Raw genomic sequence first — 25,690 nt, forward strand, 5'->3', positions numbered from 1 at the left:
ACACCTCGATAAAAGCAAAAATTTACTTAATGAATATTAAAAGGAAGGCTTCATTAGTATTTTTGAAGCCTTCTTTTTCTTATTTATTGGCATAGCGGACATCTTCCATACACTTCAAATTTATGGCCACTTATATCATAATCATTGAGACTCTCCGAAAGGTTTCCCATCGGACATCCAGGAATTTCCTTAGTTTTCCCACATTTTAAACAAATAAAATGATGGTGATGATGTTTAGAATCACAAGTAAACCGAAAATGCTTCTCACCAGACAACTCTGTCATTTCAAATATCCCTAGATCAGCAAAGAGCGAAAGGTTTCGATAAATGGTGTCGAAACTTAATCCCGGATAATCATTTTTCAAAAATTCTAATACATCCTTAGCTGTTAGATACTTGTCATGGTCTGCGAAAAGCTGGAGCATCTCTTCTCGTTTATTTGTATATTTATAACCTTTTTCTTTTAATAAGTCGAGAGCTTCTTGAACATTCATGAAACTTTCCCCTTTGTAAATTTAGTCCAAATGATTGTCATTATTAAAATAAGTACTGATAAAATAACGATTGTTCCGCCGGGTGCTAAATCTAAATAATAGGCTAGGAATAATCCTATAATAACAGATATTTCTCCAAATAGTACAGAAAAGAATATCGTTTGCTTAAATCCTTTAGCAATTCGAATACTTGCAGCAACAGGTAAAGTCATGAGGGATGATACGAGTAAAATCCCAACAATCCTCATTGAACCCGCAATGACAAGTGCAAGCATAAAAATAAAAATAAAGTGAATAGCCTTGGCACGAATACCAGATGCTATTGCATGTTCTTCATCAAATGATAACAAAAAAAGTTCTTTGTATAGTAAAAAGATCACGAAAATTACAGCAAATGTAATACCTGTTATTACATACATATCTGTACGACTTACAGCACTTATACTGCCAAATAAATAACTAAACAAATCTGTATTAAAACCATCTGCAAGCGAAATAAAGATAACACTTATCCCAACACCGGCTGATAAAATAATTGGGATAGCCAATTCTTGATAATGCTTATAAACCGTTCTAAGCTTTTCTATGAATAGAGAGCCGCCTACAGAAAAAACCATACCTAAATACATAGGATTCATTCCCACAAATGCTGAAACTTTCTTCTCAAGTAATAAACTTGCGGCAATTCCAGCAAGTGTAACATGACTGAGTGCATCTGCGATTAAAGACATTCTTCTCACAACTACAAATACACCAAGTAAAGGAGCAATTAACCCAATCAGCATTCCTGAAATAAATGCGTTTTGTAAAAATTCATATTGAAAAAGACTACTTAACATTTCAAACTTCCTCCATTAATGGGAGTGATCATGTGATAACACATGCAAGGAGTGACCGTAGAAATCGGACATCTCCGTTTCCTTTAAAGATTCAAATTCTTTTGAGTTCCCATGAAAATGTAAATGCTTATTAATGCATGCAACATGTGACACTTTGTCTGTAATTGTGCCGATATCATGAGTAACCAATAATAGCGTAATACCAAGATCCTTATTTAAAGTTAACAACATATCATAAAAGTTCTGAACTGTTTGAGCATCTACTCCAACAGTTGGCTCATCTAAAATTAATAATTTAGGATTGCTTACAATCGCTCTTGCAATAAAGGCTCTTTGTTGTTGACCACCAGACATTTCTCCGATGTTCCTCTTTGTAAATGCACTTAAACCCACAGCTTCAATTGCTTCATACACTTTAGTACGATCTTGCCTATTCATAAATTTAAACATTCCAAGCCTTGAGGTAAGACCACTTGACACGACTTCAAAAACAGAAGCTGGAAATCCAGTATTAAAACTGTTAGCTTTTTGTGAAACAAATCCTATTTCATGCCAATTTTTAAACTTTTGAATTTGTTGGCCAAACAACTTTATTTCACCTTGCTGTGGTTTTAATAACCCTAGTAAACACTTTAATAAAGTTGTTTTTCCAGATCCATTTGGTCCAACAAGACCAAGAAAGCTTCCTTTTTCTATTGTTAAATTTATATCTTCAAGCACTCTTTGGCGCTCATAAGTAAAGTTTAAATCTTTTATTTCTACGATCAGTTGACTCATTTGCATCTTCCTTTACGACTTAAGAATCGTTACGATTTACAGTTGATTTCTTTAAGTTAGACATTTATAACATGAAAATTGTACAGGAATCTTTAACAAATGTAAAGCATAGTGGGTTCTTAAAAAAACAGCACATTTTCCTCAAATCTTCCATACATTGTTTTTGAGGAGGTTTGAATATGATCTTATTTCAAAAAATTGTCAACCAAAAGCTTAATAACATATCTGTTGAGGAACTTATGCAATATGCGAAGCAATTCAATGTTTCGATAGAACGTCCCCAAGCTATTGAAGTTGTAAAAGCTATGCATGGAAAAAACATTAATATTTTTAATGTGAATGAACGAAAAAAACTACTTGCACAAATTGCAAGTATTACCTCTCCACAAACAGCACAGCAAGTAAATCAAATATTCCAGAAATTTACGAATTAATTATACTTAGGAGGATGTTCAGGAATACTTTGAATTTCCTCTTTTTTTATTCAGCTTTTTCTCCCCTAAAAAAGAGAACTACATATTAAGTAGTTCTCTCATTATTTAATTACTATTGATTTAATATCTTTTCCAATAGGCCCTCATCAAACGTTTTTTCTCTGAACATATTAATTTCAAATTTGTAAGGAGGTTTTTTATATTTTTTATCCTCACCAACAAAAGGAGTTTCAAGAATTTTCGGTACATTCATCAATGATTCGTGGTGGACAATGCGATTAAGTGCTTCAAACCCAATGTGCCCAAAACCAATATTTTCATGACGATCCTTTTTAGATCCCATTGGATTTTTACTATCATTAATATGCAATACCTTTATACGATCCAATCCAATAATAGAGTCAAACTCTTTTAAAACTCCATCAAAATCATTGACGATATCGTATCCTGCATCATGCGTATGACACGTATCAAAGCAAACAGATAAGTGTTGATTATGAGTCACACCGTCAATAATTTTCGCTAACTCATCAAAGGATCTTCCGCATTCTGAGCCTTTACCAGCCATTGTTTCCAATGCAATCTGGACTTCCTGGTCTTGTTCTAAAACCTCGTTTAAACCCTCTATAATCTTACGTATACCTTCATCTGCCCCGGCACCAACATGTGCACCAGGATGCAGGACAATTTGTTTGGCTCCAATTGCTTTCGTTCGTTCAATTTCAGAACGCAAGAAATTTACACCAAGTTCAAATGTTGCTGGATTTGTCGTGTTTCCTATATTAATGATATAAGGGGCATGAACAATAATTTCCTCAATACCATTCTCTTTCATATGAGCTTGTCCTGCTTCAATATTTAGATCTTCTATCTTTTTTCTTCTTGTATTTTGTGGAGCGCCTGTGTAGACCATAAATGTATTAGCTCCATATGAAACGGCTTCTTCACTTGAAGTGAGTAACATTTTCTTTCCACTCATTGACACATGTGAACCAATTTTCAGCATTCGTACTCCCCCTATTTTTGTTTCTTTGATAATCTTCTTTTTCTCTTTTTAATTTGTTCCATTTCACGGTTCATTTTCTTCTTATAGCCAGGTTTTACTTTCTTTGGTTTCTGAACAATACTTTTTGCTAATGCATCTACTTCATCAGTAACTCTTTTTCGATTTTGACGGCGTTTACGGTCATCTATGTCCTTCCATTCTCCACCAACAAAGTCTTTATTAACAAACTCGATCCCCAGTTTCTCCAGTTTGTTTAGAGCATCTTCGTCAGAAGTCTCAAACAGCGTAACAGCTATACCTGAACTGCCCGCTCTAGCGGTACGACCAACACGGTGAATATAAAAATCCAGCTCAGTTGTAGGAATTTCATAATTTATTACGTGACTTACCCCTTTTATGTCAATACCACGTGCAGCCAAATCAGTTGCGACCACATATTGATAATCTAAGTCATTTATTTGTTTCATCATTTTTTTTCGGTCACGCGGTGATAAATCACCATGTATTCTACCTACTTTTAGGCCCTTTTCTATTAGGGAATTTGCAACGATATCAGCATTTTTTTTCGTATTGGTAAAAACAATAGCCAAGAAAGGATTAAAATCAACTAACATCTCATAAACAAGTGTTAATTTATCACGATGTCTTGCCGGGACGAGAATATGCTCAATTTTTGCAGCCGTTGCTTGTGTAGGTGCAACATGAGTAAATTTTGGATTATCTAAATATTTCTTTAAAAAAGGCTTTAGCTTCTCAGGAATAGTTGCAGAAAACACTAGAATTTGCAGGTTGTCCGGCATTTGGCCAGCAACCATGTCGACATCTTTGATGAACCCCATATCAAGCATAAGATCTGCTTCATCAACAACAAATGATCGGACTTTGTTTACAATTAATGCATTTTCTTTTACAAGATCATTGATTCTTCCAGGTGTTCCTACAACAATATGTGGCTGTGTTTTTAACTTTTCAATTGTTCGCTGCTTGTCCGTTCCTCCGATATATAATTTAGCTGTAATATCTTCAGGTGAATAAGAGATAATTTTCCCTACCTCTTGGTAGATTTGAGTTGCCAACTCTCGAGTCGGAGCAGTTATCACAACTTGTACTTCTTTTCTCTCAGCTACTAATTGATTTAATAAAGGCAATAAGTATGCATGAGTTTTCCCTGTACCAGTTTGAGATTGTCCAATTGCACTTTCACCTTTTAGAATGGAAGGCATTAATCTCTCCTGAATTTCTGTTGGCTCATAAAATTTTAGTTCCTTCGTTAATGCTTCTATAATAAAAGGTTTTAATGAAAAACGCTCAAATTTTGTTTGTTCCATCCGTATCTCTCCTTTATGATAAAGCTTTTTTCTATCGATTATTGCATTCATTTTCGAATAACTTTATCAGTCCATCATTAGATTATACCTTAAGAAAAGAAAAACTCAAATTCTTATGTAAGAAATACTTTAGAAACCAAATAACCTTGTCGTGCATAGTCTAGGATAGAAGAACAAATGATGAAAGGAGGAATAATATGTTTCAGCAAAGACCGATGCCTCCTATGAATACTAGAGGTTACTTCCCTCCACAAAACCAATTTCCAATGGGACGACAAGGTATACCAGGACCAAATATGGGTAGGGGTCCACATTTTGGTGCATCTATGACACAAAGAGGAGCAGGTGGCGGCGGGTTAAAAGGAATACTATCTCGCATTTTGCCGGGATCACAAGGTGCTGTTAGTAACCCTCAAGGCTTTATTGGAGGTGCAAATGCCGTCTCTAATGCAACAAGAGCAAGAGCTTCCGGAGGTATTCAAGGGCTTATGAACCCATCCAATATTTCGGGAATGCTTGGAAATGTTCAAAAAGTTCTTGGAATGGCCCAACAAGTAACCCCTATGGTTCAACAATATGGACCACTAGTAAAAAACTTGCCAGCTATGATTAAGATTTATCGTGAACTAAGCAGTAGTGATGATTCAAATTCAACCTCTGATGAAACCGAATCTGTATCTACTGAGGAATCTGTTGAAGCAAGTCAACAACTTAATACACAATCATCTAAAAAGCATTCGAAAAAACCAAAGGTTAAAGATGATATACAGGAAAATGATGAGCCTACTACCACCCGTAAAAAAAGAAAACCATCACCAAAGAGCTCACAGCCTAAAATGTATATCTAATATTCTTCTTTGTAATATTTCCTATTCTTCGTTATAATATTAAGAGATTATTAGAGGATAAAGCCGTTTTTTTACGGCTTTTTTGAATGGAAACAGGACAATCTTATCCTTTGCTCCTGTTCCTACCCGATCTCTTAAGGAGGCAGTTTAATGAACGTAATTAAAATCGCACCACGTGGCTATTGCTATGGTGTCGTAGATGCTATGGTTATTGCAAAGAACGCTGCTTTAGATAAATCACTTCCAAGGCCCATCTACATCTTAGGTATGATTGTTCATAATAAACATGTAACAGATGCATTTGAGGAAGATGGTATTATTACCCTTGATGGAAAAAACAGATTAGATATATTAGAGAAAGTAGATCAAGGAACAATTGTGTTTACAGCTCATGGTGTTTCTCCAGAAGTTAGACAAATTGCAAAAGAAAAAGGACTCGTTACAATAGATGCGACATGTCCTGATGTAACAAAAACACACGACCTTATTCGTGAAAAAGAAGCTCAAGGATATGATGTTATCTACATCGGCAAAAAAGGGCATCCAGAACCAGAAGGAGCTGTTGGTGTTGCTCCAAACATCGTACATCTTGTCGAATCATCAGAAGATGTAGAACAATTAAACATTCACAATGAGAAAGTTATTGTGACAAATCAAACGACAATGAGTCAGTGGGATGTTGCTGATATCATGGATAAAGTAAAAGAAAAATTCCCGCATGTAGAAATACACCGTGAGATTTGCTTAGCTACTCAAGTTCGTCAAGAAGCAGTGGCTGAACAAGCTAAAGATGCTGACTTAACAATTGTTGTAGGTGATCCTAAAAGTAATAACTCAAACCGTTTAGCACAAGTATCTGAAGATATTGCTGGAACAACAGCTTATCGGATCTCAGATTTAAGTGAACTTAAGCTTGACTGGCTTAAAGATGTTCAAACAGTTGCTGTGACAGCAGGTGCATCTACACCAACACCAATTACCAAAAAAGTCATTCAATTTTTAGAGAAATACAATCCAGAAGATGAATCTACTTGGAATTTAGATGATAAAGTGCCACTATCTAAAATATTACCAAAGATAAAAATAAAGAATTGACTAAAAAGCGTCTGAACTAAGTCCAGACGCTTTTTTATTGACTTTTATACAAACTTAAATGGATTTGTATCTACTTGTGATCCAAATATATTTACATCAAAACGATGTTCTTTACAAAGATTCCCGAGTTTTTTCGCTGTTCCTTCAATCATGACCTTTTCAACATGATGTCCGGGATCAATTACATTTAAATTTAGCATCAACGCATCTTGAGCAACGTGAAAATAAAGGTCACCTGTAATATATACATCTGCACCCTTCATTTTTGCCTGTTGAATATATTTGTTACCATCCCCACCCAAAACAGCTACTTTTTTCACCTTATCATCAGGGTTCCCTACCATTCTTACCCTTTCAACCCCTAGGCTATTTTTTACATGAACAGCAAATTCCTGAAGGCTTAATTCACTTTCAACATAACCTACTCGTCCTAATCCCATTATTTGCCCTTTTTGTTCTACTGGATAAATATCATAAGCTACTTCTTCATATGGATGAACTTTTAACATCGCTTGAATCACTTTTTTCTGTAAGGAGGCAGGGAAAACTGTTTCAACTTTTGATTCTTGCACATATTCAATTTTCCCTTTTTCACCTATATATGGATTCGCATTATCCAGAGGTAAGAAACTTCCTTCACCTTCAGTTGCAAAAGTGCAATAGCTATATTCTCCAATATGGCCAGCACCAGCTTCTCCAAGAGCAATTCGGAGATCTTTTTCATATGAAGATGGAATATATACGACAAGCTTCTTTAATTCATCCTCATATGTAGGGATCAATACTTCAACATCCTTCAGTTGCAATGCTTCTGCTAATAAATCGTTTACTCCACCATTTGCTACATCTAAATTAGTATGTGCAGCATACACCGCAATGTCATGTTTGATACACTTCTCGATCATCTTGCCATAGGCAGTATCAGTTATCATATTTTTCATCGGTCTAAAGATAGGTGGATGATGAGCAATTAGTAAGTCCACCTTTTTTTCTATTGCTTCATCGACAACTGATTCCACCACATCTAATGTAACCATCACATGCTCAATTTTCTTATTAAGTGTCCCAATTTGGAGTCCAATTTTATCTCCTTCTACAGCAAGAGACTTGGGAGAAAATTGTTCAAACAATTGAATAACTTCATAGCCATTTGGTATTTTTACCAATTTACAATACCTCCTCAATTAATTTTACTTGCTTTATTAATTCTTGATATTTTTCACTACTTTCAATTGTATGCCCAGCTTGTTCTAATTGTTTAATTATTGATTTTAAATGATTCAATTCACCTGTCCATTTTTTCATGAAAATGTCAGACCGTTTTGCAGCTAAAAAAGGTCCCAAAAGCAAACTCGCTTCATAAGAATGTGCTTGGTAAGGTTCTTTTGGATCTCCTTTTTCAGCAACAAGTACCTCGTATATTTTATGGTCCTCTTCAATAATTTCTTCAGCTATTAGCTTCCACCCATTATCAACTAACCACAGTCGGATAGATATTGCGTGAATATTAGGTTGTAATATTAAACGAGTAACATTAGTCAGTTTCCCAGATCCTTCTTCTAAAATTTTACTAATGAGAGTTCCGCCCATTCCTGCAATCGTAATACAATCAACTTGATCGTCATTTCGGAGAACGGATAAACCATCTCCCTTTCGTACAAATATTGATTCGGAAAGCTCACACTTTTTCACTTGACTTCTAGCTGACTCATACGGTCCATCTGTAATCTCACCAGCAATTGCACCACTAGCTCTGCCTTGTAAAATGGAATAGCAAGGTAAGTAAGCATGGTCCGAGCCTATATCTGCGAAAAAAGCTCCTTCAGGAATATAATCAGCAACTGTTTCAAGTCTTTTAGATAATTTTAATTCATTCATGATTTCACCACAATTTTCATTTTTTATGTATTTAGATTTTAAGCGATGTACCTATTCATCAAGTATAAAAAAAGTCCTTCACAGATGCAAAGGACTTCTTTCATATTATTTAATTTGTGACACCCATTCAGCCATTTCATCAAGCTTTTCGTCTGGAACAAGACCACCAGGCATAATTCCTCTACCTTGCTGAATTGTTGTTTTAATTTCTTCAACGCCTAATTTTCCACCAACACCCGTGAGTGCAGGACCAGCGCCACCCTCATAGTTTTCTCCATGACAGGAAATACAGTTTTGTTGGTAGATTTCTTCAGGTGTAGCGTTTGCAACATCTTCCGTTTTAGGCTCCTCTTCACCGCCACTTGCTAGCTCTTCATGATCGCCAATACCTTTAAATGATAAAAGGAACATAAGGCCGATTCCTAGAACAGCTATTAATAAAAAAGGAATAAGTGGATTGCGATTCATCATGTAAACCTCCCTTATGTAAATAGTAAACCTTTCCATTAATAGGATCTTCAATTACCTACCAATGTTTAGTAGAATTATCGCCCATATTCGAGCAGCTCTCGATAATTCTATCACTATTTTCTAATCATAAATTAACTCAGCTGCCCGTTACTGCTGGATAATCAACATAAGTACAAATGTTTTTAAACAACCTCTATTTTACTGTAATTTTCCACTAAGGAAAAGACCTATCTTTTAACATCTCCATGTTTTTCACACTTTAGACAAAAAACAGACAAGACTTTCGGGCATTAATCAAGAATCTGTTGACATTGTCAGAAACTGTTCATATAAAAATTGTTACCCCAAGAATTAGAAATGCGATTATACCTGTAATTAGTAAAAAATAAATTCGAAACATGCCACCTATTGCTACCCAAAGGATACAGTTTATAATAACTGTGAAGGCAGTCCAGAAGTGATTTCCTTCTGTTATATATTCAACAAATGACAATGAGACGATTAACAACTGAACAAATGTTATGACTAATGGTAATTGATAATGTCCTTTTCTAACTAAAAGGAAAGCGGTAACAACCATGGAAGCTAAAAGTAAAAAAACTGATGTAACTGTTTGCAAAACAAAAGACAATTCAGTAAAATAGGTGACAAGAGCACTAATTAAGAATAAAACAAAAACAACGCTAGTCCAAATAATATGCTTTCCATTCTTTTTAGTAGAATTGATAACAGTTTTCTCGTCGTGATGATTTCCTTCTGTATAAAGAGCAAGCAAAAAATCACAATATGTATCTGGAAGTAGCTTATTGCCTTTCCAGTATTGAATTTCTTTAATAATTATTTCCTTTTTTTCTGTATTCATAAAAGTTATCCTTATTTGTTCTTTCTTCTTTTGTAAAAAAAAAAGAAAAGTCTTGATAAAATACTATGTAAGCAGAAAAGACGGACATTCGTCCGCCCTATCTTACTCTAAGAAGTCTTTAAGACGTTTACTGCGGCTAGGATGACGTAATTTACGAAGTGCTTTTGCTTCAATTTGTCGAATACGCTCACGCGTAACTCCAAACACCTTACCTACTTCTTCAAGTGTTCTTGTTCGTCCATCATCAAGCCCAAAACGTAAACGCAGTACGTTTTCTTCACGGTCTGTCAATGTATCAAGTACATCTTCGAGCTGTTCTTTTAATAGCTCATATGCAGCATGCTCAGAAGGTGAAGTCGCATCCTGATCCTCAATAAAATCACCTAAATGAGAGTCGTCTTCTTCACCGATCGGAGTTTCCAATGAAACTGGCTCTTGAGCAATTTTAAGAATTTCTCTAACCTTATCAGGTGTAAGCTCCATATCTTCTCCAATTTCCTCAGGAGTTGGTTCTCTTCCTAAATCCTGAAGTAATTGACGCTGAACTCTTATAAGCTTATTTATCGTCTCAACCATATGAACAGGAATACGAATTGTACGAGCCTGGTCAGCAATAGCACGTGTTATCGCTTGACGAATCCACCATGTCGCATACGTACTAAATTTATATCCTTTTTCATAATCAAATTTTTCAACAGCTTTCATTAATCCCATATTACCTTCTTGAATTAAATCAAGAAAAAGCATTCCACGTCCAACATAGCGTTTAGCGATACTAACTACTAGACGCAGGTTGGCTTCTGCTAGTCGGCGTTTAGCTTCTTCATCGCCTTCTTCTATACGTTTAGCTAGCTTAATTTCTTCGTTAGCTGATAAAAGATCAACTCGACCAATTTCTTTTAAGTACATTCTAACAGGGTCATTAATTTTAACTCCTGGAGGTACACTCAAATCATTTAAATCAAATTCTTCTTCTTTCGCAAGATCTTGAATATTAGGATCAGCCTCTGCATCTTCACCAGCTTCACCAATTAATTCTACACCTTGTTCACCAAGAAATTCATAATACTCATCCATTTGGTCTGATTCAATTTCAAAGTTTGACATACGTTCAGCAATCTCCTCATATGTCAATACTCCTCGTTTTTTCCCGATTTCAGTTAACTGTTCTTTCACCTGTTCAAAGGTTACTTCAGTATCGTGGGTTTGTTTATCAGCCATAGGATCCCCTCCTTCCAAACTTACCATCGTAAGATAAGCTATCGGATTACTGTTTAGCAAGCATTCACATTTACGATGTGCCCTTTTTAATTCTCATGCTAAAAATAATCGTCTACTATCACTAGCTTACTTATCATGATTTAAGAGCTTGTTTTAATTGAATAATTTCCATTGCTATTTGGGCTGCTTCTTTGTATTGCTTGTTCCTTTCAGCCTCAATTTTTTCTACTTCTTTTTCTTTTATCATTAACATTTTTTGATGATTCAACACCTGTTTTATATAATCTGAGAGCTCCTGTTCACTTACCTCAGAGTTAAGGGTAATCATCGCAATGTTGGAAACAATATGTTGCAATTCAGGACTAGGTAACTTCGATAGAAATGAGCTAACATTTTCTTCATTTCCTTCTTCGTAAAAAGCGTATAAATAAGTAACAATTGCTTTATGTTCTTCGATATTAAATTGAAGTCCCAGTCGTTCCAGAACCTTTTCTGCCATTTCTTTACTTCTTAGCATATGTCCGATTAACAATCTCTCAGCGGTGTGAAACGCCGGTAATAGTCGCTTAGATTGTATCGGCTTTCTTTTTGGCTGTTCCACAATATTCTTTTGCTGTTGTGGAGCTCTTTGACTGTTTACCTGCTGTTCTTTTTGCAGAATCTGTTGCTTTAAAACATCCATCGATAAGTCAAATTCTGATGATAGTTGTTTTAGATAGATTTCCTTTTCAACGGCATTTTCTAATTGCGCTAGTTCACCAATGACATTTTCAATATACTGAAGTCTTTCACCTTCATTTTGAAGATTCTTTCCTCTTCTATAGTAGGACATTTTAAATGTCATGATTGGAACACTGGCCCCTATTACATCATGCTTGAATTTTTCAGATCCAAACTTATTAATGTAGTCATCAGGGTCTAATCCATCTGGAATCATCGCAACTTTTAGCTTACACCCAACATCTTTAAGGATTTTTGCCGCTCTATTTGTTGCTTCAATTCCGGCTGAGTCAGAGTCATAACAAATAATTACCTCAGAAACATTTCTTCGAATGATCTTAGCTTGATCTTCGGTTATAGATGTCCCCATTGTAGCAATTGCCTGCTCAACCCCTGCCCTTGTTGAAGAAATAACATCAGCAAACCCTTCATATAGTACAACTTGCTGATTTTTTCGTATATGTACTCTAGCACGGTGAAAATTATAAAGCAATTTACTTTTATTAAAAATTTTCGTCTCAGGACTATTGAGATATTTTGGTTTATCCAGACCAAGTACGCGTCCTGAAAAAGCAATCGTATTTCCATGATGATCCATGATAGGAAACATAATTCGATTTCTAAACCGATCAAAAAATTCTTCGTTCGAGTTACTTTTTTTTATTAATAACCCTGCTTCCTCCATCAAGGATAATGTAAATCCCCGCTTTTCTAAAAACTTTTTAACAAAATCCCAGGAATCTAAAGAATAACCAATTTCAAAGGTATCTATAATCTCTTTAGTAAATCCTCTGCTTAACAAATAGTCTAATGCCTGCTGACCTTCCTTTGTGTTCACAAGTAAATGATGATAGAATTTTTTTAATAGCTCATGAGCTTCGATCATCTTCTCGGTGTCTTTAGAAACATGAGGCCCTGGCCCCTGGTCCTGTGAAGGTTGTATCGGTAAATCAATATTAGCTTTGTCAGCGAGATGTTGTGCTGCTTCAACAAAGGAATAGCCTTCGTGCTGCATTAGAAAAGAAAAAACATTACCACCAGCACCACATCCGAAGCAATGAAAGATCTGTTTGTCTGCTGAAACTGAGAACGAAGGAGATTTTTCTCCATGAAATGGACATAGCCCAAAATAGTTACGCCCTTGTTTCTTCAATTGAACATATTCACTTATTACATCAACAATGTCAGAAGTTCTTTGTATTTTTTCGATCATTTCTTCGGGAATTCGATTACCCATACTACCAACCCCGTACTACAGATATTCGATATTTATTTAAGATCTCCTGCATGTTTCGACAAAATCTTTTCAAATGTTGTGATAAAATATAAAATATCATTTTCTGTAAATTTTTTCGGCCCCTTTGTATATTTACCACTGCGTCTTTCTTTAGCAGATAAATAACGAAACTGAAGTGCTGTATCAATATTTTCTTCCGTATATTGCTTTCCCCGGGGTGTGATACAAATAACATCCTTTCGGATTAATAGGCCTGCTAACCCAATGTCTTGTGAGATCACAATATCACCTTTGCTGACATGGTTCACTATGTATAAATCAGCTTCTTCTTTACCCGTATCAACAAACACCCATTGACCACCATACGTTTTATCTGAAGTATGGTTATAGGAGGCAACAAACACAACATCCAGTTTGTATTTGTCGGCTATTAGCATGATCTCTTTCTTTACAGGACAAGCATCAGCATCGACAAATATCTTCATCGCTTTTTCGTCATATTTCTCTATTCTACATCACTCCGAAATATCCTTCTACTTAACACACTTTTGTATTGAATACTATTCGTGAGAAAGACCTTAAATTCCTTTTTGTCGAAAATTATTTCATTTGTTCTCTTGACAGTTTACAAATAATAGTTTATTCCCATATGTCAAGTTCTAAACCTAAAAAAAAGATTTTTATCACAATTTTTTATTATAATACAAGTGTTTCTAAATTTCTATTATTTTTATCAAATAAAAATGCATTAATTTACAAAGAGAAAAGGATGACCTACAAATCACCTTTGTTTAGCCATCCTTCCAAACTCATCCATTTTGGTTATTCATAAAGTTAGCGATAATATTAGCGGTTTCCTCTACTGCTTTGTTTGAAACATCCACTACTTGACAACCGATTTTGCCCACAACCTTATCAAAATAGTTAAGTTCTTCTTTAATACGATCAATGTTTGCATAAAAAGCTTCATCATTTAGGCCAAGAGATTTAAGTCGCTCTTTTCTAATGTTATTTAACTTCTCAGGCATAATCCGGAGCCCAATGCATTTATGTGGTGATACTTTGTACAACTCTTCTGGAGGCTCAACCTCCGGGACAATTGGTACATTTGCCACCTTGAACCGCTTATGTGCTAAGTATTGAGATAAAGGTGTCTTAGATGTTCTCGATACACCTATTAACACGATATCTGCTTTTAAGATTCCTCTTGGATCTCTGCCATCATCATATTTTACTGCAAATTCAATTGCTTCTACCTTTTTAAAATAGTCATCATCTAATTTACGAACCCGTCCAGGCTCATATTTAGCTGCCGTTCCATATAATGCTTCCATTTTATCAATCAATGGACCAATAATATCGTAATATACAACACCTTTTTTATCTGCTTCCTCAATGAGATAATCTCTCAACTCAGGAACGACGAGAGTGAAGCATACAATAGCATTATCCTCTTTAGCTAGAGACAAAACCTCCAAAATGGTTCCCTTATCTTCAACATAAGGAATACGCTTTATTTTAGTATTTGCGGAAATCCCATTAAATTGACTTGCTGCTGCTTTTACAACTAGCTCAGCTGTTTCGCCAACTGAATCGGATACAACGTACATCAACTTATAGTTCATTTTTTTCCCCACTTCTCATACTATATTTAATCGTTTAGAAAGCTAACCAAAATTTTCGTCATATTTGTTTTAGTAATTCTTCCAATTACTTCATAACCTTTGGCTGTATCCTTAACAACAGGTAATGCATCTATTTGTTTATCAATTAACACTTGTGCAACATCTATAATGAAATCATCAGGTTTACATACCGTTATATTGGGCATTCTTGTCATGATAATATTTACTGGAATAGAAGTAAGTTCCTGCTTGCCAATACTCGTCCGTAAAAGGTCCTTACGCGATAGTACACCAACTAAATAAGACTGCTCATCAACAACGAAAAGTGTACCTACATCCTCTAAAAACATCATACAGATTGCATCGTAAACTGACACATTGGTGCTGACGACTATTGGAATTGACTGATAGTCCCTTACTTGAAGCTTTCTAAGTTCTTCTGTTAACAAATGAGTATTTGTTTTTCCTGTAAAATAATAACCTACTCTTGGTCTCGCCTCTAAGTAACCGGACATTGTTAATATGGCCAAGTCGGGACGAAGTGTCGCCCTTGTTAAATTTAATTGATCAGCAATCTGTTCACCAGTAATTGGTCCATTTTCCTTAACAATTTCAACGATTTGCTCCTGCCTTTTATTCAGTTCTATGTTCCTCACCGCCTTGCATATTCATTTTTTATAAGAAATTATATTTCTAATGATAATTAATTTATCGTTACTAAAATAATGGATAAAGCATGGTCTGTTGATTTTACAGAGCCTAAATTAATTATATACTTTACACACATTTTGAAAAGGAATATGTTTTAAGTTTTCTTTCTATAGAAAAAGGGCTGACGTCATGTCAGTCCCTATTCATACTGAATTTCAACTCTTACTTCACCAAAATAACATTCATTTTTGCAAATGATTCTATTAGTTGCGATAATTTCACCATCTGTGCCAATCGATTTTGTTTTATAGCTTCATTATCTGACATAACCATAGTATGATCAAAATATTCGTTGATCATTGGCTTTAATGATGCAAGTGCTTGATACACTTCCTCTTCATTGTTTAAAGAGTCCATTTTCTGAGCTGTTTCAATATAAGCATTATATAATGCTGTTTCATAATCACTTTCAAACAGTTCACTATTAATGTCACTTTCTGTACCTTTTTTCGCTATGTTCATAACACGAGCAAGTGCCTCAATCGTTTCTTTGAAATCTGAATGAGATGAAGCGGATTGAAGTACTTTGGCGCGAGCTACTAATGAATTTACTTCAAGCAATGAAGACTCCAACACAGCATCATTTAAATCATAGCGGATGTTTTCTTCAGCTAAACGATATTTTAATCTCAATTTAAAGAACGAAACTAACTCCTCAGCTGCCTCGATTGATTTTTTAATTTGATATTGACTTAACGATAGCTCAAACAATTCTGGTAAGGAAATTGTCCACCCTTTAGATAACAAAATCTGAAGGATTCCACTGGCCTGTCTTCTAAGAGCATAAGGGTCCTGTGATCCCGTTGGAATTTTGCCAATCGCGAAGAAACCTACGATTGTGTCTAATTTATCAGCAAGTGCTACTATAGCACCTACATTAGAGCCCGGTGCATCATCTTCGGCATGTCGCGGCATATAGTGCTCATTTATTGCAACTGCTACTTCTTCTTTTTCACCACTTAGACGAGCATATTTTTCCCCAATTTTCCCTTGAAGTTCAGGGAATTCATAAACCATATTTGTTACTAAATCAAATTTGCAAATGGATGCTGCTCGTTCAACATGCTTCTTTTCGTCAGTTTGTAATTGGAATCTATCTGCTAATTGTGTAGACAGATTCACAATGCGGTTAACCTTTTCTCCGAGAGTTCCTAACTCTTCATGGAATACGATTTTGTCCAGCTTCCTAACCGCATCCTCAATCTTTAGCTTTTGATCTTCTTGATAGAAGAAGTTTGCATCAGATAATCTCGCACGTAATACCTTTTCATTCCCTCTTGCTACATTTTCTAAATGGTTCTGATCTCCATTCCTTACTGTAACAAAGAATGGCTGTAATTGTCCGTCATTATTTCTAACAGGGAAATAACGTTGATGTTCCTTCATCGTTGTTACTAGCACTTCATCTGGTAATGATAAGTACTCTTGTTCAAATTTACCATAAAGTGCTGTTGGATATTCAACGAGATTGTTAACTTCTTCTAAAAGATCTTCATCTACAGGGATTACCCAGTTTTTCTCGTTTTCGAGATCAACCAATTGCTGACTAATTGCGTCTTTTCGTTTGACAGGATCAGCAATTACAAATTGTTCTAGTAGGGCTGCTTCATATAACGAAGGAGAGACAATCTCTACTTTACTTCCTAGAAAACGATGTCCATATGTAAATGAATCTGTTTTTGCACCAGCAATTTCAAATGGAATCACTTCCTGACCAAAAAGTGCCACTAACCACTTTATAGGACGGATATATCGTAGTTCCTGATTGCCCCAACGCATATTCTTAGGAAAAGTAAGTCCTGTAATTAAATCGCGAGTTTCTGTTAATAAATCTTTTGCTTCTTGGCCTTGAACGAATTTTTGGACGTGAACATATTCAATTCCATTGATTTCTTTAAAATAAATATCGTCAACAGATGCACCTTGTCCTTTTGTAAAACCAATTGCTGCTTTTGACCAGTTTCCGTCTTCATCAAGGGCAATTTTCTTTGCAGGTCCTTTTGCTTCTTCCTCAATATCCGGTTGTTTCTCTGCAACTTCCTTTACTAGAACTGCTAATCTTCTTGGAGTTGAATACGTTTTTACTTCTCCATGTGATAATTGTTTTTCTTCCAGCCATTTTGTTACCTTTTCAGCAAATTGGTTCATCGCTGGAGTTACATAATGTGCTGGGACTTCTTCTAAGCCAATTTCCAGTAATAAGTCTTTTTTACTCATTTTCTTTTCCTCCTTCCTGTAACATTGGGAAACCTAATTTTTCACGCTCATCATAAAATGTTTTCGCAACTTTTCTAGCTAAATTTCGAACACGCCCAATATAGCCTGTTCTCTCTGTAACTGAGATTGCTCCTTTAGCATCAAGAAGGTTAAAAGTATGTGAACATTTTAATACATAATCATATGCAGGATGTACAAGCCCTTCGTCCATTTGTCTCATAGCCTCTTTTTCATATGTCGAGAACAATTCAAATAACATATCAGTATCAGATGTTTCAAATGTATACTTTGAATGTTCATACTCTGGCATTAGGAAAATATCCCGTATAGTATATCCGTCAGTCCATTCCAAATCAAAAACATTTTCTTTATCCTGAATATATGACGCAAGTCTTTCAATACCATACGTTATCTCAGCTGATACCGGCTTACATTCTAAGCCGCCAACTTGTTGGAAATATGTAAACTGTGTTATTTCCATACCATCAAGCCATACTTCCCAACCAAGACCCGCACATCCTAACGATGGATTTTCCCAGTTATCTTCAACAAATCGAATATCATGCTCTAAAGGATTTATTCCCAGGGCACGTAAAGAATCTAAATATAACTCTTGAATATTGTCTGGTGAAGGCTTCATAATGACCTGAAATTGATGATGCTGATATAGTCGGTTAGGGTTTTCTCCATAACGTCCATCAGCCGGCCTTCTAGATGGTTCTACATATGCAACTTTCCATGGCTCCGGCCCTATACTTTTTAAAAAAGTATACGGACTCATCGTTCCTGCACCTTTCTCTGTATCATACGCCTGCATAAGCACACACCCTTGATCAGACCAGTGCTTTTGTAGAGTTAAAATCATGTTTTGAATATTCATATTCATATACCTCCGTGAATAATATAGAATGCTCTGACAAGAGACAATATAAAAAGCTCTCATCCCTATGTCAGATCATTGACATAGGGACGAGAGCTAACCCGCGGTTCCACCCTAATTGCTTATATGTATAAGCCACTTTAGAAAAATTTGCTCCGGAATGCCTTTCCTTACGGTTCAATCCTTAGCTTTCACCATCCTAAGGTCGCTTTCATCTTTTAGTCCTTCGTAAGTACTTCTTTCCATCTACACAACAATGTTAAATTATAATTGCATCTTAATCGAATTTTTAATAGATGTCAATATCCTTCACTTAAGCTTTCCTTTTATTGAATCTAATTGATCAAGAAATCTTTTAGATTTAATTGTTAAACCGGAATACTCATGATAATATGCATCGATGACCAACTTAAGTTCATTTTTTGTTTCTTGCTTTACGGATATATTTCCGAGCCTATTTAAGTCAAAATAAAAGAAAAGTCGAAGAAGCTTTACTGTTGTTGGGGCTATTTGTAAACGGTAAGGGTCAATTTCAAAGCATCTGTGGCACAAAAATCCACCTTCTCTGATTGAAAAATGAAAGGTTCCATCCTTTTGACCACAATTTGTACAACAATCCAGTTGAGGGTGAAGACCTAATACTGGCAGTATTTTCATTTCAAAGATATGAAGTAAAATATCAGGATCAACTTCCTCATCTAAATATGTAAAAGTTTGCAGTAATAACTCAAATAGAAAAGGGTTTCTTTCATGATTTTCTGTACTTTTATCAAGCAGCTCTGCGATATATGAAGCATATGCTGTCAAGAAAATATCTTCTCTAATACTTCTTAATGAGTGTATGGTCTCTCCTTGCTGGAGGCTTCCTAATCCACTCGATTTTTGAAATAAAAAGGTTCCATACGTAAAAAGTTGGGTGATAGACGTAAAGCGACTATTTGGTTTCTTTGCGCCCCTTGCCATAACCCCAACTTTTCCCAGTTCTCTTGTATATAGTGTTATAATCTTGTTTGTTTCACCGTAATCAGTTGATCGGATCACAATTCCTTCACATTTTTGTAGCAAAATATCCCTCACCTTTCAAAGGTTCAGGCAAGATCAGGAAATTGGAAAATCTAGTTCAGCTAGTTCATCCTCTTGGGAATCGGGTCCTTCATCAGTCTCCTTTTCTAGTTCTTTAAAAAGAAGATACGTATCAATGCTACCTGTTTGCGAAAAAACCTTCCAGGTAAAATCCAACATATAAACCCCACCTTTCAGTTGTTAAGACTAGCAAGCATCAATCCAATTTCTTTACAGTTATCTTGACCTTTTTTTCTACTTTTCATGTTAAACAATTTTTGCTAATAGATACGATGAATATGATCTATTTTTAATATTCATCTTCTCTAAATCCGTAGTCTCTCAGCTGAGAAGCTTTGTTCCGCCAATCCTTTTGAACTTTCACCCACAGTTCCAAAAACACTTTTGATCCCAACAGTGCTTCAATATCTACTCGGGCTCTTTTTCCAACTTCTTTAAGCATACTTCCTTGTTTCCCAATGACAATGCCTTTTTGTGAGTCACGTTCAACAATGATAGTTGCTCCAACATATATGGCAGCATTATTTTCCCTGCGTTCGAGTGTATCCATGACAACAGCGACAGAGTGTGGAATTTCCTCTCGTGTTAAATGCAGCACTTTCTCCCGAATCAATTCTGTAATAATAAAACGCTCTGGATGATCTGTTACTTGATCCTCAGGGTAGTATTGTGGCCCTTCCGGTAAAACTCCCTCAATCTGAATTAATAATGTTTCAACATTATTTCCTTGAAGAGCAGAGATAGGGATGATTTCTTTAAACGGATAAAGCTCTTTATATTGTTCAATCAAAGGTAATAGTTTATCTGGATGAATTTGATCAATTTTATTAATAATTAAAAATACTGGTGTATTGGTTTGTTTTAGCCTTTCAATGATAAATTCATCTCCACGGCCATATCCTTCTTCAGCATTGATCATAAATAAAACTAAATCAACTTCTTTTAATGTATTTTGTGCTACTTTCATCATAAAATCGCCAAGCTTGTGTTTCGGTTTATGAATTCCTGGTGTGTCGATGAAAATAGTTTGAGAATGATTTGTTGTATAAACTCCTTGTATCTTGTTACGAGTTGTTTGCGGCTTATCGCTCATGATTGCAATTTTTTGTCCGATTACTCGATTGATGAATGTTGATTTTCCTACATTAGGTCTTCCTATTATTGATACAAATCCTGATTTGTATGATTGATTATGATTCATGTAAATCCTCCGCTGAAAATGCTCCCGGTAGTAATTCTTGTACTGTAATTTCTGTAATATCACCATGGAGGTTTGTTAATATAATTTTCATATCTTTTGGGCAAAGCTCTGAGATAACTTGACGGCATGCACCACATGGAGATACCGGACGATCTGTGTCTGCTACCACAGCCATAGCAGAATAAACCTTATCACCTTCTGAATATGCTTTAAAGATAGCTGTTCTTTCCGCACAGTTGCACATGCTATATGCTGCATTTTCAATATTGCATCCCTTATATACTTTGCCATCTTGAGTTAATAAAGCCGCACCTACTTTAAATTTTGAGTAGGGAGTATAAGCCATTTCCCTTGCTGCTTTTGCTTCATTGATGAGTTGTTCAGTTTTCACTAAAATTCTTCCTTTCTTTGCTGGCTAATGACTTTACTCTTCTTTATTTTACCTAATTTTCATAGTAATTTCACGCCTAATTCTGCTTTTGTAATTTAATTGTAAGAATTTTCGAAAATCATTTGCAATACACTAAAAATGATGTTTATGCTTCTTACAAGTTACTTGCATAATCCTTATTTTTATGGAGCAAAAAGGTGATTCATTATCATAACGATTCCAATTATAACGGAAAGTACCGCGTAAACCAAAACAGCACCTGCTGCTGCATCCTTTGCTGCTTTTGCTAAAGGATGCTTTTCACTCGTTATCATATCCACTACATGCTCAATAGCTGTATTAATAAGTTCAAGTGCCAGCATGCCACCAATTAAAAATAGGACAATGATCCATTCTAAAATTGAAAAACGCAATAAAAAACCGATAAAAAACATTAAAACTGATATCACAACATGTATTTGAAAGTTTCGTTCTGATTTAAACGTTAAGACAATTCCATTCCAGGCATATTGAAAACTTTTATAAAAACGGGTCCACTCAGAATTCTTCTGATCTTTTGAGTCCATATTGATTTAAAATTTCCTTTTGTTTTGTAAACATCACTTTTTCATCTGAATCTGTCATATGATCATATCCTAGTAAATGTAATAGACCATGAACTGATAAAAAGCCTAACTCTCTCATAAATGAATGTCCATATTCTTCAGCCTGTTCCCTCGCTCTAGGAATTGAAATGATGATATCTCCAAGAATTCGAGGCTGAACTGCACCTATTATCTCTATTTCTCCCTCACCCATTTCTTCAAGAGCAAAGGAAATAACATCTGTCGGCTGATCTTTATCTCGATATTCTTTGTTTACTTGTTGTATACGTTCATTTGTTACAAATGTGACTGACAGTTCTGCTCCTTCAGTAACTTCTTCCACATCAGCAGTAAATTGAAGCAGTTCTTCAACTGTCTTTATTTGTTCATCTGTTAATTCATTTGTTTCATCATGACTATCAATTGAAAGTCTCATTACTTCACCTTCTGTTTTTTAGTTAATTCGGGATACTCAATTCGCGAATGGAAAATCCCTTTTAATGATTCGCAAAATGATTTTGCAATAATGTCTAATTCTTTTAATGTTATATCACATTCATCTAATTGATGGTCTTGTAATCGATCAGAAATAATGGATTTTACTAACTTTTCAATTTTCTCCGGTGTAGGATTTGCCATAGACCGGACTGCAGCTTCGACACTGTCTGCTATTGAAATAATCGCAATTTCTTTTGTTTGAGGCTTTGGTCCCGGATAACGGAATTCTTCTTCATATATTGAATCATTTGATTGCTTAGCTTGATGATAAAAATATTTTAAAAGTGTTGTCCCATGATGTTGCTCGGCTATGTCGATAAACTCCTTCGGCATTTTATGTTTTTTTAACATGTCTACCCCATCGGTTACATGAGCAATAATAATATTTTTACTTAGTTGTGCCGATAACTTGTTATGCGGATTCTCAATATTCATTTGATTTTCTATAAAATACTGAGGTCTTTTTGTTTTTCCTATATCATGATAGTATGCCCCAACCCTTGCAAGTAAGCCATTTGCTCCGATTGCTTCACATGCTGATTCTGATAAATTTGCGACCATTACACTATGGTGATATGTACCAGGTGTTTCCGTTAAGATTTTTCTAAGTAATGGATGATTCGGATTTGATAACTCAATTAATTTCATTGTTGATAATATGCCAAACCCTGTTTCAAAGAATGGCATAAATCCTATTGTTAATACTGAAGACACAAGTCCTGATACACATGCCATGATAAAATAAGAGCTAATTTCAACGTTTGAATAGCCTCCGTTTCTAATCAGCATGATGGCTGTTAAAGCAAGAATATTGATTCCGGCAACAAATAAACCTGCCTGGAGAATCTTTGAACGAAGATTGTGTTCTCCTAAAAACAATACAGCTGCTAAGCATCCAAAGAGATAGTATATTCCTATAGAGAAATTAAAGCTCCCTGTTACTCCTTCATTAAATATAACACTACCACAAACTGCAAAGATCATACTTGTCCATATAGCAAGCCGCTCATTTAACAATAATTTAACCAACATAACACCCATGGCAACCGGAACAATATATCCTATATGGGTATAATCGATTTTCTGAAACAAGCTAATGATTTTCATTAAAAGAATTGTAATGGCGAATATTAAACAATATAATAACAAAAAATTATTCTTTTTAGAAATCGGACTATCTTTCTTCTCAAAGAAATACACAACACCTGATATAATCAATAGTACAAATATCCCTAGTCCTAAAAATGGTTTCATTGATTGTTGATCATCAAGAAGCCCTACCAGACCTAACTTTCTGTATATTTCCCGATTAATGAGTTCATTTTCTTCTACAAGAATTTGCCCTTGTTTAATTTGAGCTTCCTTCACTTCATCACTTGCTGATTGCCGCAGCTCTTCAGTCGCTTCCAAATCAAATACATAATTGGGAGTAATTGCAAAACGAGCTAAAAATGTAGCAGATTCATTTATCTCTGTTCGCATTGACGTGTATTGTAACTCTTCCTCCACCTGTTTCTTCGCTTCCGTCAATTGCACAATCGGAATTTCCTTGCTCATAATATTATTTACAGCCGTGACAACCGCATCTTTTGCCAAAACAACTTCAGCATCATCTGTTGTTTCAAGTAACGGAAGAAATGTTTCACCAGGAATTTTACTATTTATTGATGCTGTTAATTTTTCTTGTACTTCTTCAACTTGTTTCTCCATAGTCATTTTTGTAGAATCCTGAGTTCCCGCTACCTCTTTTCTCACTTCAATGACTGTGTCAAAGATGGAAGAAATTAAGTCTACCTGCTTTTCGGATATTTCTTTTTTTAACACATATTGATCCTCAACAGAGTCGTAGGCCTCTTGACGCTTTCGCTCTGTTTCAACCTTATCCTCAACAGTTGTTGGAGCATATATTGTTTCTTCAGAAACAGTAAAAAGTTCAATATCAAGCGTCTCAGGCTTTACATTACTATATAAAGCAACAAACAAAACGATGGCTAAAATCGCATATAATAAAACATGTAAAAAACGGTAGTCTTTAAATTTTTCTAGTATTTTATTTGTTTTTTTCACTTCTTTTGAGTTAGAATTTTTCTTTTTCAATTTTGCACCACCCTCTAACCACCTTTTAATAAGGCTTTTTTACTGTTCTTCCTCCATTATTCAATTTTATCGAAAAATGTTCAACTGTTAAGACAAAATATGACAAAAAAAGCATCATCCTGCAAACACTTTCATTTTTATTCTCCAAACATGTAAATACGAAATTTTCTTCCTTTTTACCTATATTAGTTAAAAAGAAAGTGACCCGTATTAAGTTTATCGGGTCACGATCCTTCTTTTGAAATTTCATAAGCAGTGATAATTTTAGCTACAAGTGGATGTCTAACAACATCGGATTGTTCTAGATGTATAAAAGACAAACCACTTACATTTGTAAGAATGTCTTTTGCAACAGCCAAACCGGATTTTACTCCTTTTGGCAGATCTACCTGTGTGATATCCCCTGTTATGACCATTTTAGAACCAAATCCCAATCGTGTTAAAAACATTTTCATTTGCGCTGGCGTTGTATTTTGGGCTTCATCCAAAATAACAAATGCATCATCAAGAGTTCTTCCCCTCATATACGCCAATGGGGCAATTTCAATCGTCCCACGTTCGATTAAACGTTGAGTATGTTCCATCCCTAACACATCATGCAGTGCATCATATAACGGTCTTAAATATGGATCCACTTTTTCTTTCAAATCACCTGGTAAAAACCCAAGGCTCTCACCTGCTTCCACTGCAGGTCGTGTTAAAATAATTCGTTTAACAGATCCAAGCTTTAAGGCATTCACTGCCATCACAACAGCCAAGTAAGTTTTCCCTGTCCCGGCAGGACCAATCCCAAAAACAAGATCCTTATTTTGAATAGCCGAAATATAGTGGCGCTGCCCCAATGTTTTAACTCGAATGGATTTACCTTTAGCCGTTTTAGCAATTTCCTGCATATAGAGGTTCTCTAATTGATCTAGCTTTTTTTCCTTTGCCATGTTAATGGCATAAAGAACATCACGTTCGCTAATGGTTATTCCTTTTCGAATAATGAGGAGCAATGATTTTAATAATTCATCTACAAGTTGTACATGTTCAGCATTACCTGAAACATATACAGCTTCTCCTCTTGTTACAATTGATACATTTAGTCCTTCTTCAATTCTTTTTAAATGAAGATCATGGTTTCCAAAAAGCACTATTGCTTCATTTGGATTTTCTACTTGCTGATTCATTGTCACTAATTCTTCTGGCAT

27 protein-coding genes are annotated in these 25,690 nt (G+C 35.3%); 3 read left to right on the forward strand and 24 right to left on the reverse strand.

Going from position 1 to position 25,690, the window contains the following annotated elements:
- Window positions 1-83 precede the first annotated feature (83 nt).
- Genes HWV59_RS19210 through HWV59_RS19220 form a run of 3 tightly spaced genes read right to left on the reverse strand, consistent with a single transcriptional unit; the run spans window position 84 to window position 2,110 of the window.
- Window positions 84-494 carry a Fur family transcriptional regulator gene (locus tag HWV59_RS19210; RefSeq protein ID WP_102229423.1) on the reverse strand — a complete coding sequence of 137 codons (411 nt, stop codon included), beginning with the start codon at window positions 492-494 and terminating at the stop codon, window positions 84-86.
- Window positions 491-1,333 carry a metal ABC transporter permease gene (locus HWV59_RS19215; RefSeq protein WP_175639783.1) on the reverse strand — a complete coding sequence of 281 codons (843 nt, stop codon included), beginning with the start codon at window positions 1,331-1,333 and terminating at the stop codon, window positions 491-493. The genes HWV59_RS19210 and HWV59_RS19215 overlap by 4 nt, the downstream gene beginning before the upstream one ends.
- Before the next feature lie 15 nt (window positions 1,334-1,348).
- Window positions 1,349-2,110 carry a metal ABC transporter ATP-binding protein gene (locus HWV59_RS19220; RefSeq protein WP_175639784.1) on the reverse strand — a complete coding sequence of 254 codons (762 nt, stop codon included), beginning with the start codon at window positions 2,108-2,110 and terminating at the stop codon, window positions 1,349-1,351.
- Between the two features lie 179 nt (window positions 2,111-2,289).
- Here HWV59_RS19220 and HWV59_RS19225 point away from each other — a divergent pair, with 179 nt between their 5' ends.
- Complete coding sequence (locus HWV59_RS19225; protein WP_175639785.1) at window positions 2,290-2,544, forward strand: DUF2624 domain-containing protein; 255 nt, start codon at window positions 2,290-2,292, stop codon at window positions 2,542-2,544.
- A gap of 112 nt (window positions 2,545-2,656) precedes the next feature.
- Here HWV59_RS19225 and HWV59_RS19230 read toward each other — a convergent pair whose 3' ends face one another.
- Both HWV59_RS19230 and HWV59_RS19235 read right to left on the reverse strand, forming a co-directional pair.
- On the reverse strand, window positions 2,657-3,550 hold the full coding sequence (locus HWV59_RS19230; RefSeq protein WP_175639786.1) for a deoxyribonuclease IV: 894 nt from the start codon (window positions 3,548-3,550) through the stop codon (window positions 2,657-2,659).
- Window positions 3,551-3,561: 11 nt separating this feature from the next.
- Window positions 3,562-4,878: a DEAD/DEAH box helicase gene (locus tag HWV59_RS19235; RefSeq protein WP_102229428.1), complete on the reverse strand. Its 1,317-nt coding sequence runs from the start codon at window positions 4,876-4,878 to the stop codon at window positions 3,562-3,564.
- A gap of 197 nt (window positions 4,879-5,075) precedes the next feature.
- On the opposite strand from HWV59_RS19235, the gene vrrA reads away from it, so the two are divergent.
- Window positions 5,076-5,726, forward strand: coding sequence for a VrrA/YqfQ family protein (vrrA, locus tag HWV59_RS19240; protein ID WP_175639787.1), 651 nt, complete (start codon window positions 5,076-5,078; stop codon window positions 5,724-5,726).
- A 150-nt stretch (window positions 5,727-5,876) separates the two neighbouring features.
- Complete coding sequence (locus HWV59_RS19245) at window positions 5,877-6,821, forward strand: 4-hydroxy-3-methylbut-2-enyl diphosphate reductase (RefSeq protein WP_102229430.1); 945 nt, start codon at window positions 5,877-5,879, stop codon at window positions 6,819-6,821.
- Window positions 6,822-6,865: 44 nt separating this feature from the next.
- On the opposite strand, the gene HWV59_RS19250 is transcribed toward HWV59_RS19245, so the two are convergent.
- The 19 genes from HWV59_RS19250 to HWV59_RS19340 form a co-directional block, all read right to left on the reverse strand.
- Complete coding sequence (locus HWV59_RS19250; protein ID WP_175639788.1) at window positions 6,866-7,987, reverse strand: Nif3-like dinuclear metal center hexameric protein; 1,122 nt, start codon at window positions 7,985-7,987, stop codon at window positions 6,866-6,868.
- 1 nt (window position 7,988) lies between these two features.
- Entirely contained in the window at window positions 7,989-8,699 is a 711-nt protein-coding gene (locus tag HWV59_RS19255) for a tRNA (adenine(22)-N(1))-methyltransferase (protein ID WP_102229432.1), read from the reverse strand.
- 105 nt (window positions 8,700-8,804) lie between these two features.
- Window positions 8,805-9,167, reverse strand: a complete 363-nt coding sequence (gene cccA / locus HWV59_RS19260; protein WP_102229433.1) for a cytochrome c550 — start codon at window positions 9,165-9,167, stop codon at window positions 8,805-8,807.
- A gap of 328 nt (window positions 9,168-9,495) precedes the next feature.
- Entirely contained in the window at window positions 9,496-10,032 is a 537-nt protein-coding gene (locus HWV59_RS19265; protein ID WP_102229434.1) for a hypothetical protein, read from the reverse strand.
- A 102-nt stretch (window positions 10,033-10,134) separates the two neighbouring features.
- Entirely contained in the window at window positions 10,135-11,253 is a 1,119-nt protein-coding gene (rpoD, locus tag HWV59_RS19270) for an RNA polymerase sigma factor RpoD (RefSeq protein WP_102229435.1), read from the reverse strand.
- A 133-nt stretch (window positions 11,254-11,386) separates the two neighbouring features.
- A complete protein-coding gene (gene dnaG, locus HWV59_RS19275) occupies window positions 11,387-13,210 on the reverse strand; it encodes a DNA primase (protein ID WP_175639789.1) in 1,824 nt (607 codons plus the stop codon).
- 32 nt (window positions 13,211-13,242) lie between these two features.
- Window positions 13,243-13,695, reverse strand: coding sequence for a YaiI/YqxD family protein (locus HWV59_RS19280; RefSeq protein ID WP_102229437.1), 453 nt, complete (start codon window positions 13,693-13,695; stop codon window positions 13,243-13,245).
- 324 nt (window positions 13,696-14,019) lie between these two features.
- Complete coding sequence (locus HWV59_RS19285) at window positions 14,020-14,835, reverse strand: pyruvate, water dikinase regulatory protein (protein WP_102229438.1); 816 nt, start codon at window positions 14,833-14,835, stop codon at window positions 14,020-14,022.
- A gap of 26 nt (window positions 14,836-14,861) precedes the next feature.
- Window positions 14,862-15,491 carry a helix-turn-helix transcriptional regulator gene (locus HWV59_RS19290; protein WP_102229439.1) on the reverse strand — a complete coding sequence of 210 codons (630 nt, stop codon included), beginning with the start codon at window positions 15,489-15,491 and terminating at the stop codon, window positions 14,862-14,864.
- Window positions 15,492-15,708: 217 nt separating this feature from the next.
- On the reverse strand, window positions 15,709-17,763 hold the full coding sequence (gene glyS, locus HWV59_RS19295) for a glycine--tRNA ligase subunit beta (RefSeq protein WP_175639790.1): 2,055 nt from the start codon (window positions 17,761-17,763) through the stop codon (window positions 15,709-15,711).
- Window positions 17,756-18,643 carry a glycine--tRNA ligase subunit alpha gene (gene glyQ, locus HWV59_RS19300; RefSeq protein ID WP_102229441.1) on the reverse strand — a complete coding sequence of 296 codons (888 nt, stop codon included), beginning with the start codon at window positions 18,641-18,643 and terminating at the stop codon, window positions 17,756-17,758. The genes glyS and glyQ overlap by 8 nt, the downstream gene beginning before the upstream one ends.
- 309 nt (window positions 18,644-18,952) lie before the next feature.
- Window positions 18,953-19,708 (reverse strand): DNA repair protein RecO, encoded by a 756-nt coding sequence (recO, locus tag HWV59_RS19305; protein ID WP_175639791.1) that lies wholly within the window; start codon window positions 19,706-19,708, stop codon window positions 18,953-18,955.
- Between the two features lie 33 nt (window positions 19,709-19,741).
- On the reverse strand, window positions 19,742-19,885 hold the full coding sequence (locus HWV59_RS19310) for a YqzL family protein (protein WP_102229443.1): 144 nt from the start codon (window positions 19,883-19,885) through the stop codon (window positions 19,742-19,744).
- A 130-nt stretch (window positions 19,886-20,015) separates the two neighbouring features.
- Window positions 20,016-20,927: a GTPase Era gene (gene era / locus HWV59_RS19315; RefSeq protein ID WP_102229444.1), complete on the reverse strand. Its 912-nt coding sequence runs from the start codon at window positions 20,925-20,927 to the stop codon at window positions 20,016-20,018.
- Window positions 20,917-21,318, reverse strand: a complete 402-nt coding sequence (locus HWV59_RS19320; protein WP_102229445.1) for a cytidine deaminase — start codon at window positions 21,316-21,318, stop codon at window positions 20,917-20,919. Before HWV59_RS19320 ends, era begins: the two co-directional genes overlap by 11 nt.
- Before the next feature lie 182 nt (window positions 21,319-21,500).
- A complete protein-coding gene (locus HWV59_RS19325) occupies window positions 21,501-21,884 on the reverse strand; it encodes a diacylglycerol kinase family protein (protein ID WP_175639792.1) in 384 nt (127 codons plus the stop codon).
- A complete protein-coding gene (gene ybeY, locus HWV59_RS19330; RefSeq protein ID WP_175639793.1) occupies window positions 21,856-22,338 on the reverse strand; it encodes an rRNA maturation RNase YbeY in 483 nt (160 codons plus the stop codon). The genes HWV59_RS19325 and ybeY overlap by 29 nt, the downstream gene beginning before the upstream one ends.
- Complete coding sequence (locus HWV59_RS19335) at window positions 22,338-24,497, reverse strand: HD family phosphohydrolase (protein WP_407941594.1); 2,160 nt, start codon at window positions 24,495-24,497, stop codon at window positions 22,338-22,340. The genes ybeY and HWV59_RS19335 overlap by 1 nt, the downstream gene beginning before the upstream one ends.
- A 224-nt stretch (window positions 24,498-24,721) precedes the next feature.
- A complete protein-coding gene (locus HWV59_RS19340; protein WP_102229448.1) occupies window positions 24,722-25,690 on the reverse strand; it encodes a PhoH family protein in 969 nt (322 codons plus the stop codon).

Origin of the sequence: Metabacillus schmidteae (genome assembly GCF_903166545.1) — a bacterium.
In the GTDB taxonomy this organism is placed as follows: domain Bacteria; phylum Bacillota; class Bacilli; order Bacillales; family Bacillaceae; genus Metabacillus; species Metabacillus schmidteae.

Excerpts from the sequence above, each read along its gene's own strand:
- HWV59_RS19210 (WP_102229423.1), bottom strand. The coding sequence starts at position 494 with ATGAATGTTCAAGAAGCTCTCGACTTATTAAAAGAAAAAGGTTATAAA.
- HWV59_RS19215 (WP_175639783.1), bottom strand. The coding sequence starts at position 1,333 with ATGTTAAGTAGTCTTTTTCAATATGAATTTTTACAAAACGCATTTATT.
- HWV59_RS19220 (WP_175639784.1), bottom strand. The coding sequence starts at position 2,110 with ATGAGTCAACTGATCGTAGAAATAAAAGATTTAAACTTTACTTATGAG.
- HWV59_RS19225 (WP_175639785.1), top strand. The coding sequence starts at position 2,290 with ATGATCTTATTTCAAAAAATTGTCAACCAAAAGCTTAATAACATATCT.
- HWV59_RS19230 (WP_175639786.1), bottom strand. The coding sequence starts at position 3,550 with ATGCTGAAAATTGGTTCACATGTGTCAATGAGTGGAAAGAAAATGTTA.
- HWV59_RS19235 (WP_102229428.1), bottom strand. The coding sequence starts at position 4,878 with ATGGAACAAACAAAATTTGAGCGTTTTTCATTAAAACCTTTTATTATA.
- vrrA (WP_175639787.1), top strand. The coding sequence starts at position 5,076 with ATGTTTCAGCAAAGACCGATGCCTCCTATGAATACTAGAGGTTACTTC.
- HWV59_RS19245 (WP_102229430.1), top strand. The coding sequence starts at position 5,877 with ATGAACGTAATTAAAATCGCACCACGTGGCTATTGCTATGGTGTCGTA.
- HWV59_RS19255 (WP_102229432.1), bottom strand. The coding sequence starts at position 8,699 with ATGAATGAATTAAAATTATCTAAAAGACTTGAAACAGTTGCTGATTAT.
- cccA (WP_102229433.1), bottom strand. The coding sequence starts at position 9,167 with ATGAATCGCAATCCACTTATTCCTTTTTTATTAATAGCTGTTCTAGGA.
- HWV59_RS19265 (WP_102229434.1), bottom strand. The coding sequence starts at position 10,032 with ATGAATACAGAAAAAAAGGAAATAATTATTAAAGAAATTCAATACTGG.
- rpoD (WP_102229435.1), bottom strand. The coding sequence starts at position 11,253 with ATGGCTGATAAACAAACCCACGATACTGAAGTAACCTTTGAACAGGTG.
- dnaG (WP_175639789.1), bottom strand. The coding sequence starts at position 13,210 with ATGGGTAATCGAATTCCCGAAGAAATGATCGAAAAAATACAAAGAACT.
- HWV59_RS19280 (WP_102229437.1), bottom strand. The coding sequence starts at position 13,695 with ATGAAGATATTTGTCGATGCTGATGCTTGTCCTGTAAAGAAAGAGATC.
- HWV59_RS19285 (WP_102229438.1), bottom strand. The coding sequence starts at position 14,835 with ATGAACTATAAGTTGATGTACGTTGTATCCGATTCAGTTGGCGAAACA.
- glyS (WP_175639790.1), bottom strand. The coding sequence starts at position 17,763 with ATGAGTAAAAAAGACTTATTACTGGAAATTGGCTTAGAAGAAGTCCCA.
- glyQ (WP_102229441.1), bottom strand. The coding sequence starts at position 18,643 with ATGAATATTCAAAACATGATTTTAACTCTACAAAAGCACTGGTCTGAT.
- HWV59_RS19310 (WP_102229443.1), bottom strand. The coding sequence starts at position 19,885 with ATGTTGGATTTTACCTGGAAGGTTTTTTCGCAAACAGGTAGCATTGAT.
- era (WP_102229444.1), bottom strand. The coding sequence starts at position 20,927 with ATGAATCATAATCAATCATACAAATCAGGATTTGTATCAATAATAGGA.
- HWV59_RS19325 (WP_175639792.1), bottom strand. The coding sequence starts at position 21,884 with ATGGACTCAAAAGATCAGAAGAATTCTGAGTGGACCCGTTTTTATAAA.
- ybeY (WP_175639793.1), bottom strand. The coding sequence starts at position 22,338 with ATGAGACTTTCAATTGATAGTCATGATGAAACAAATGAATTAACAGAT.
- HWV59_RS19340 (WP_102229448.1), bottom strand. The coding sequence starts at position 25,690 with ATGCCAGAAGAATTAGTGACAATGAATCAGCAAGTAGAAAATCCAAAT.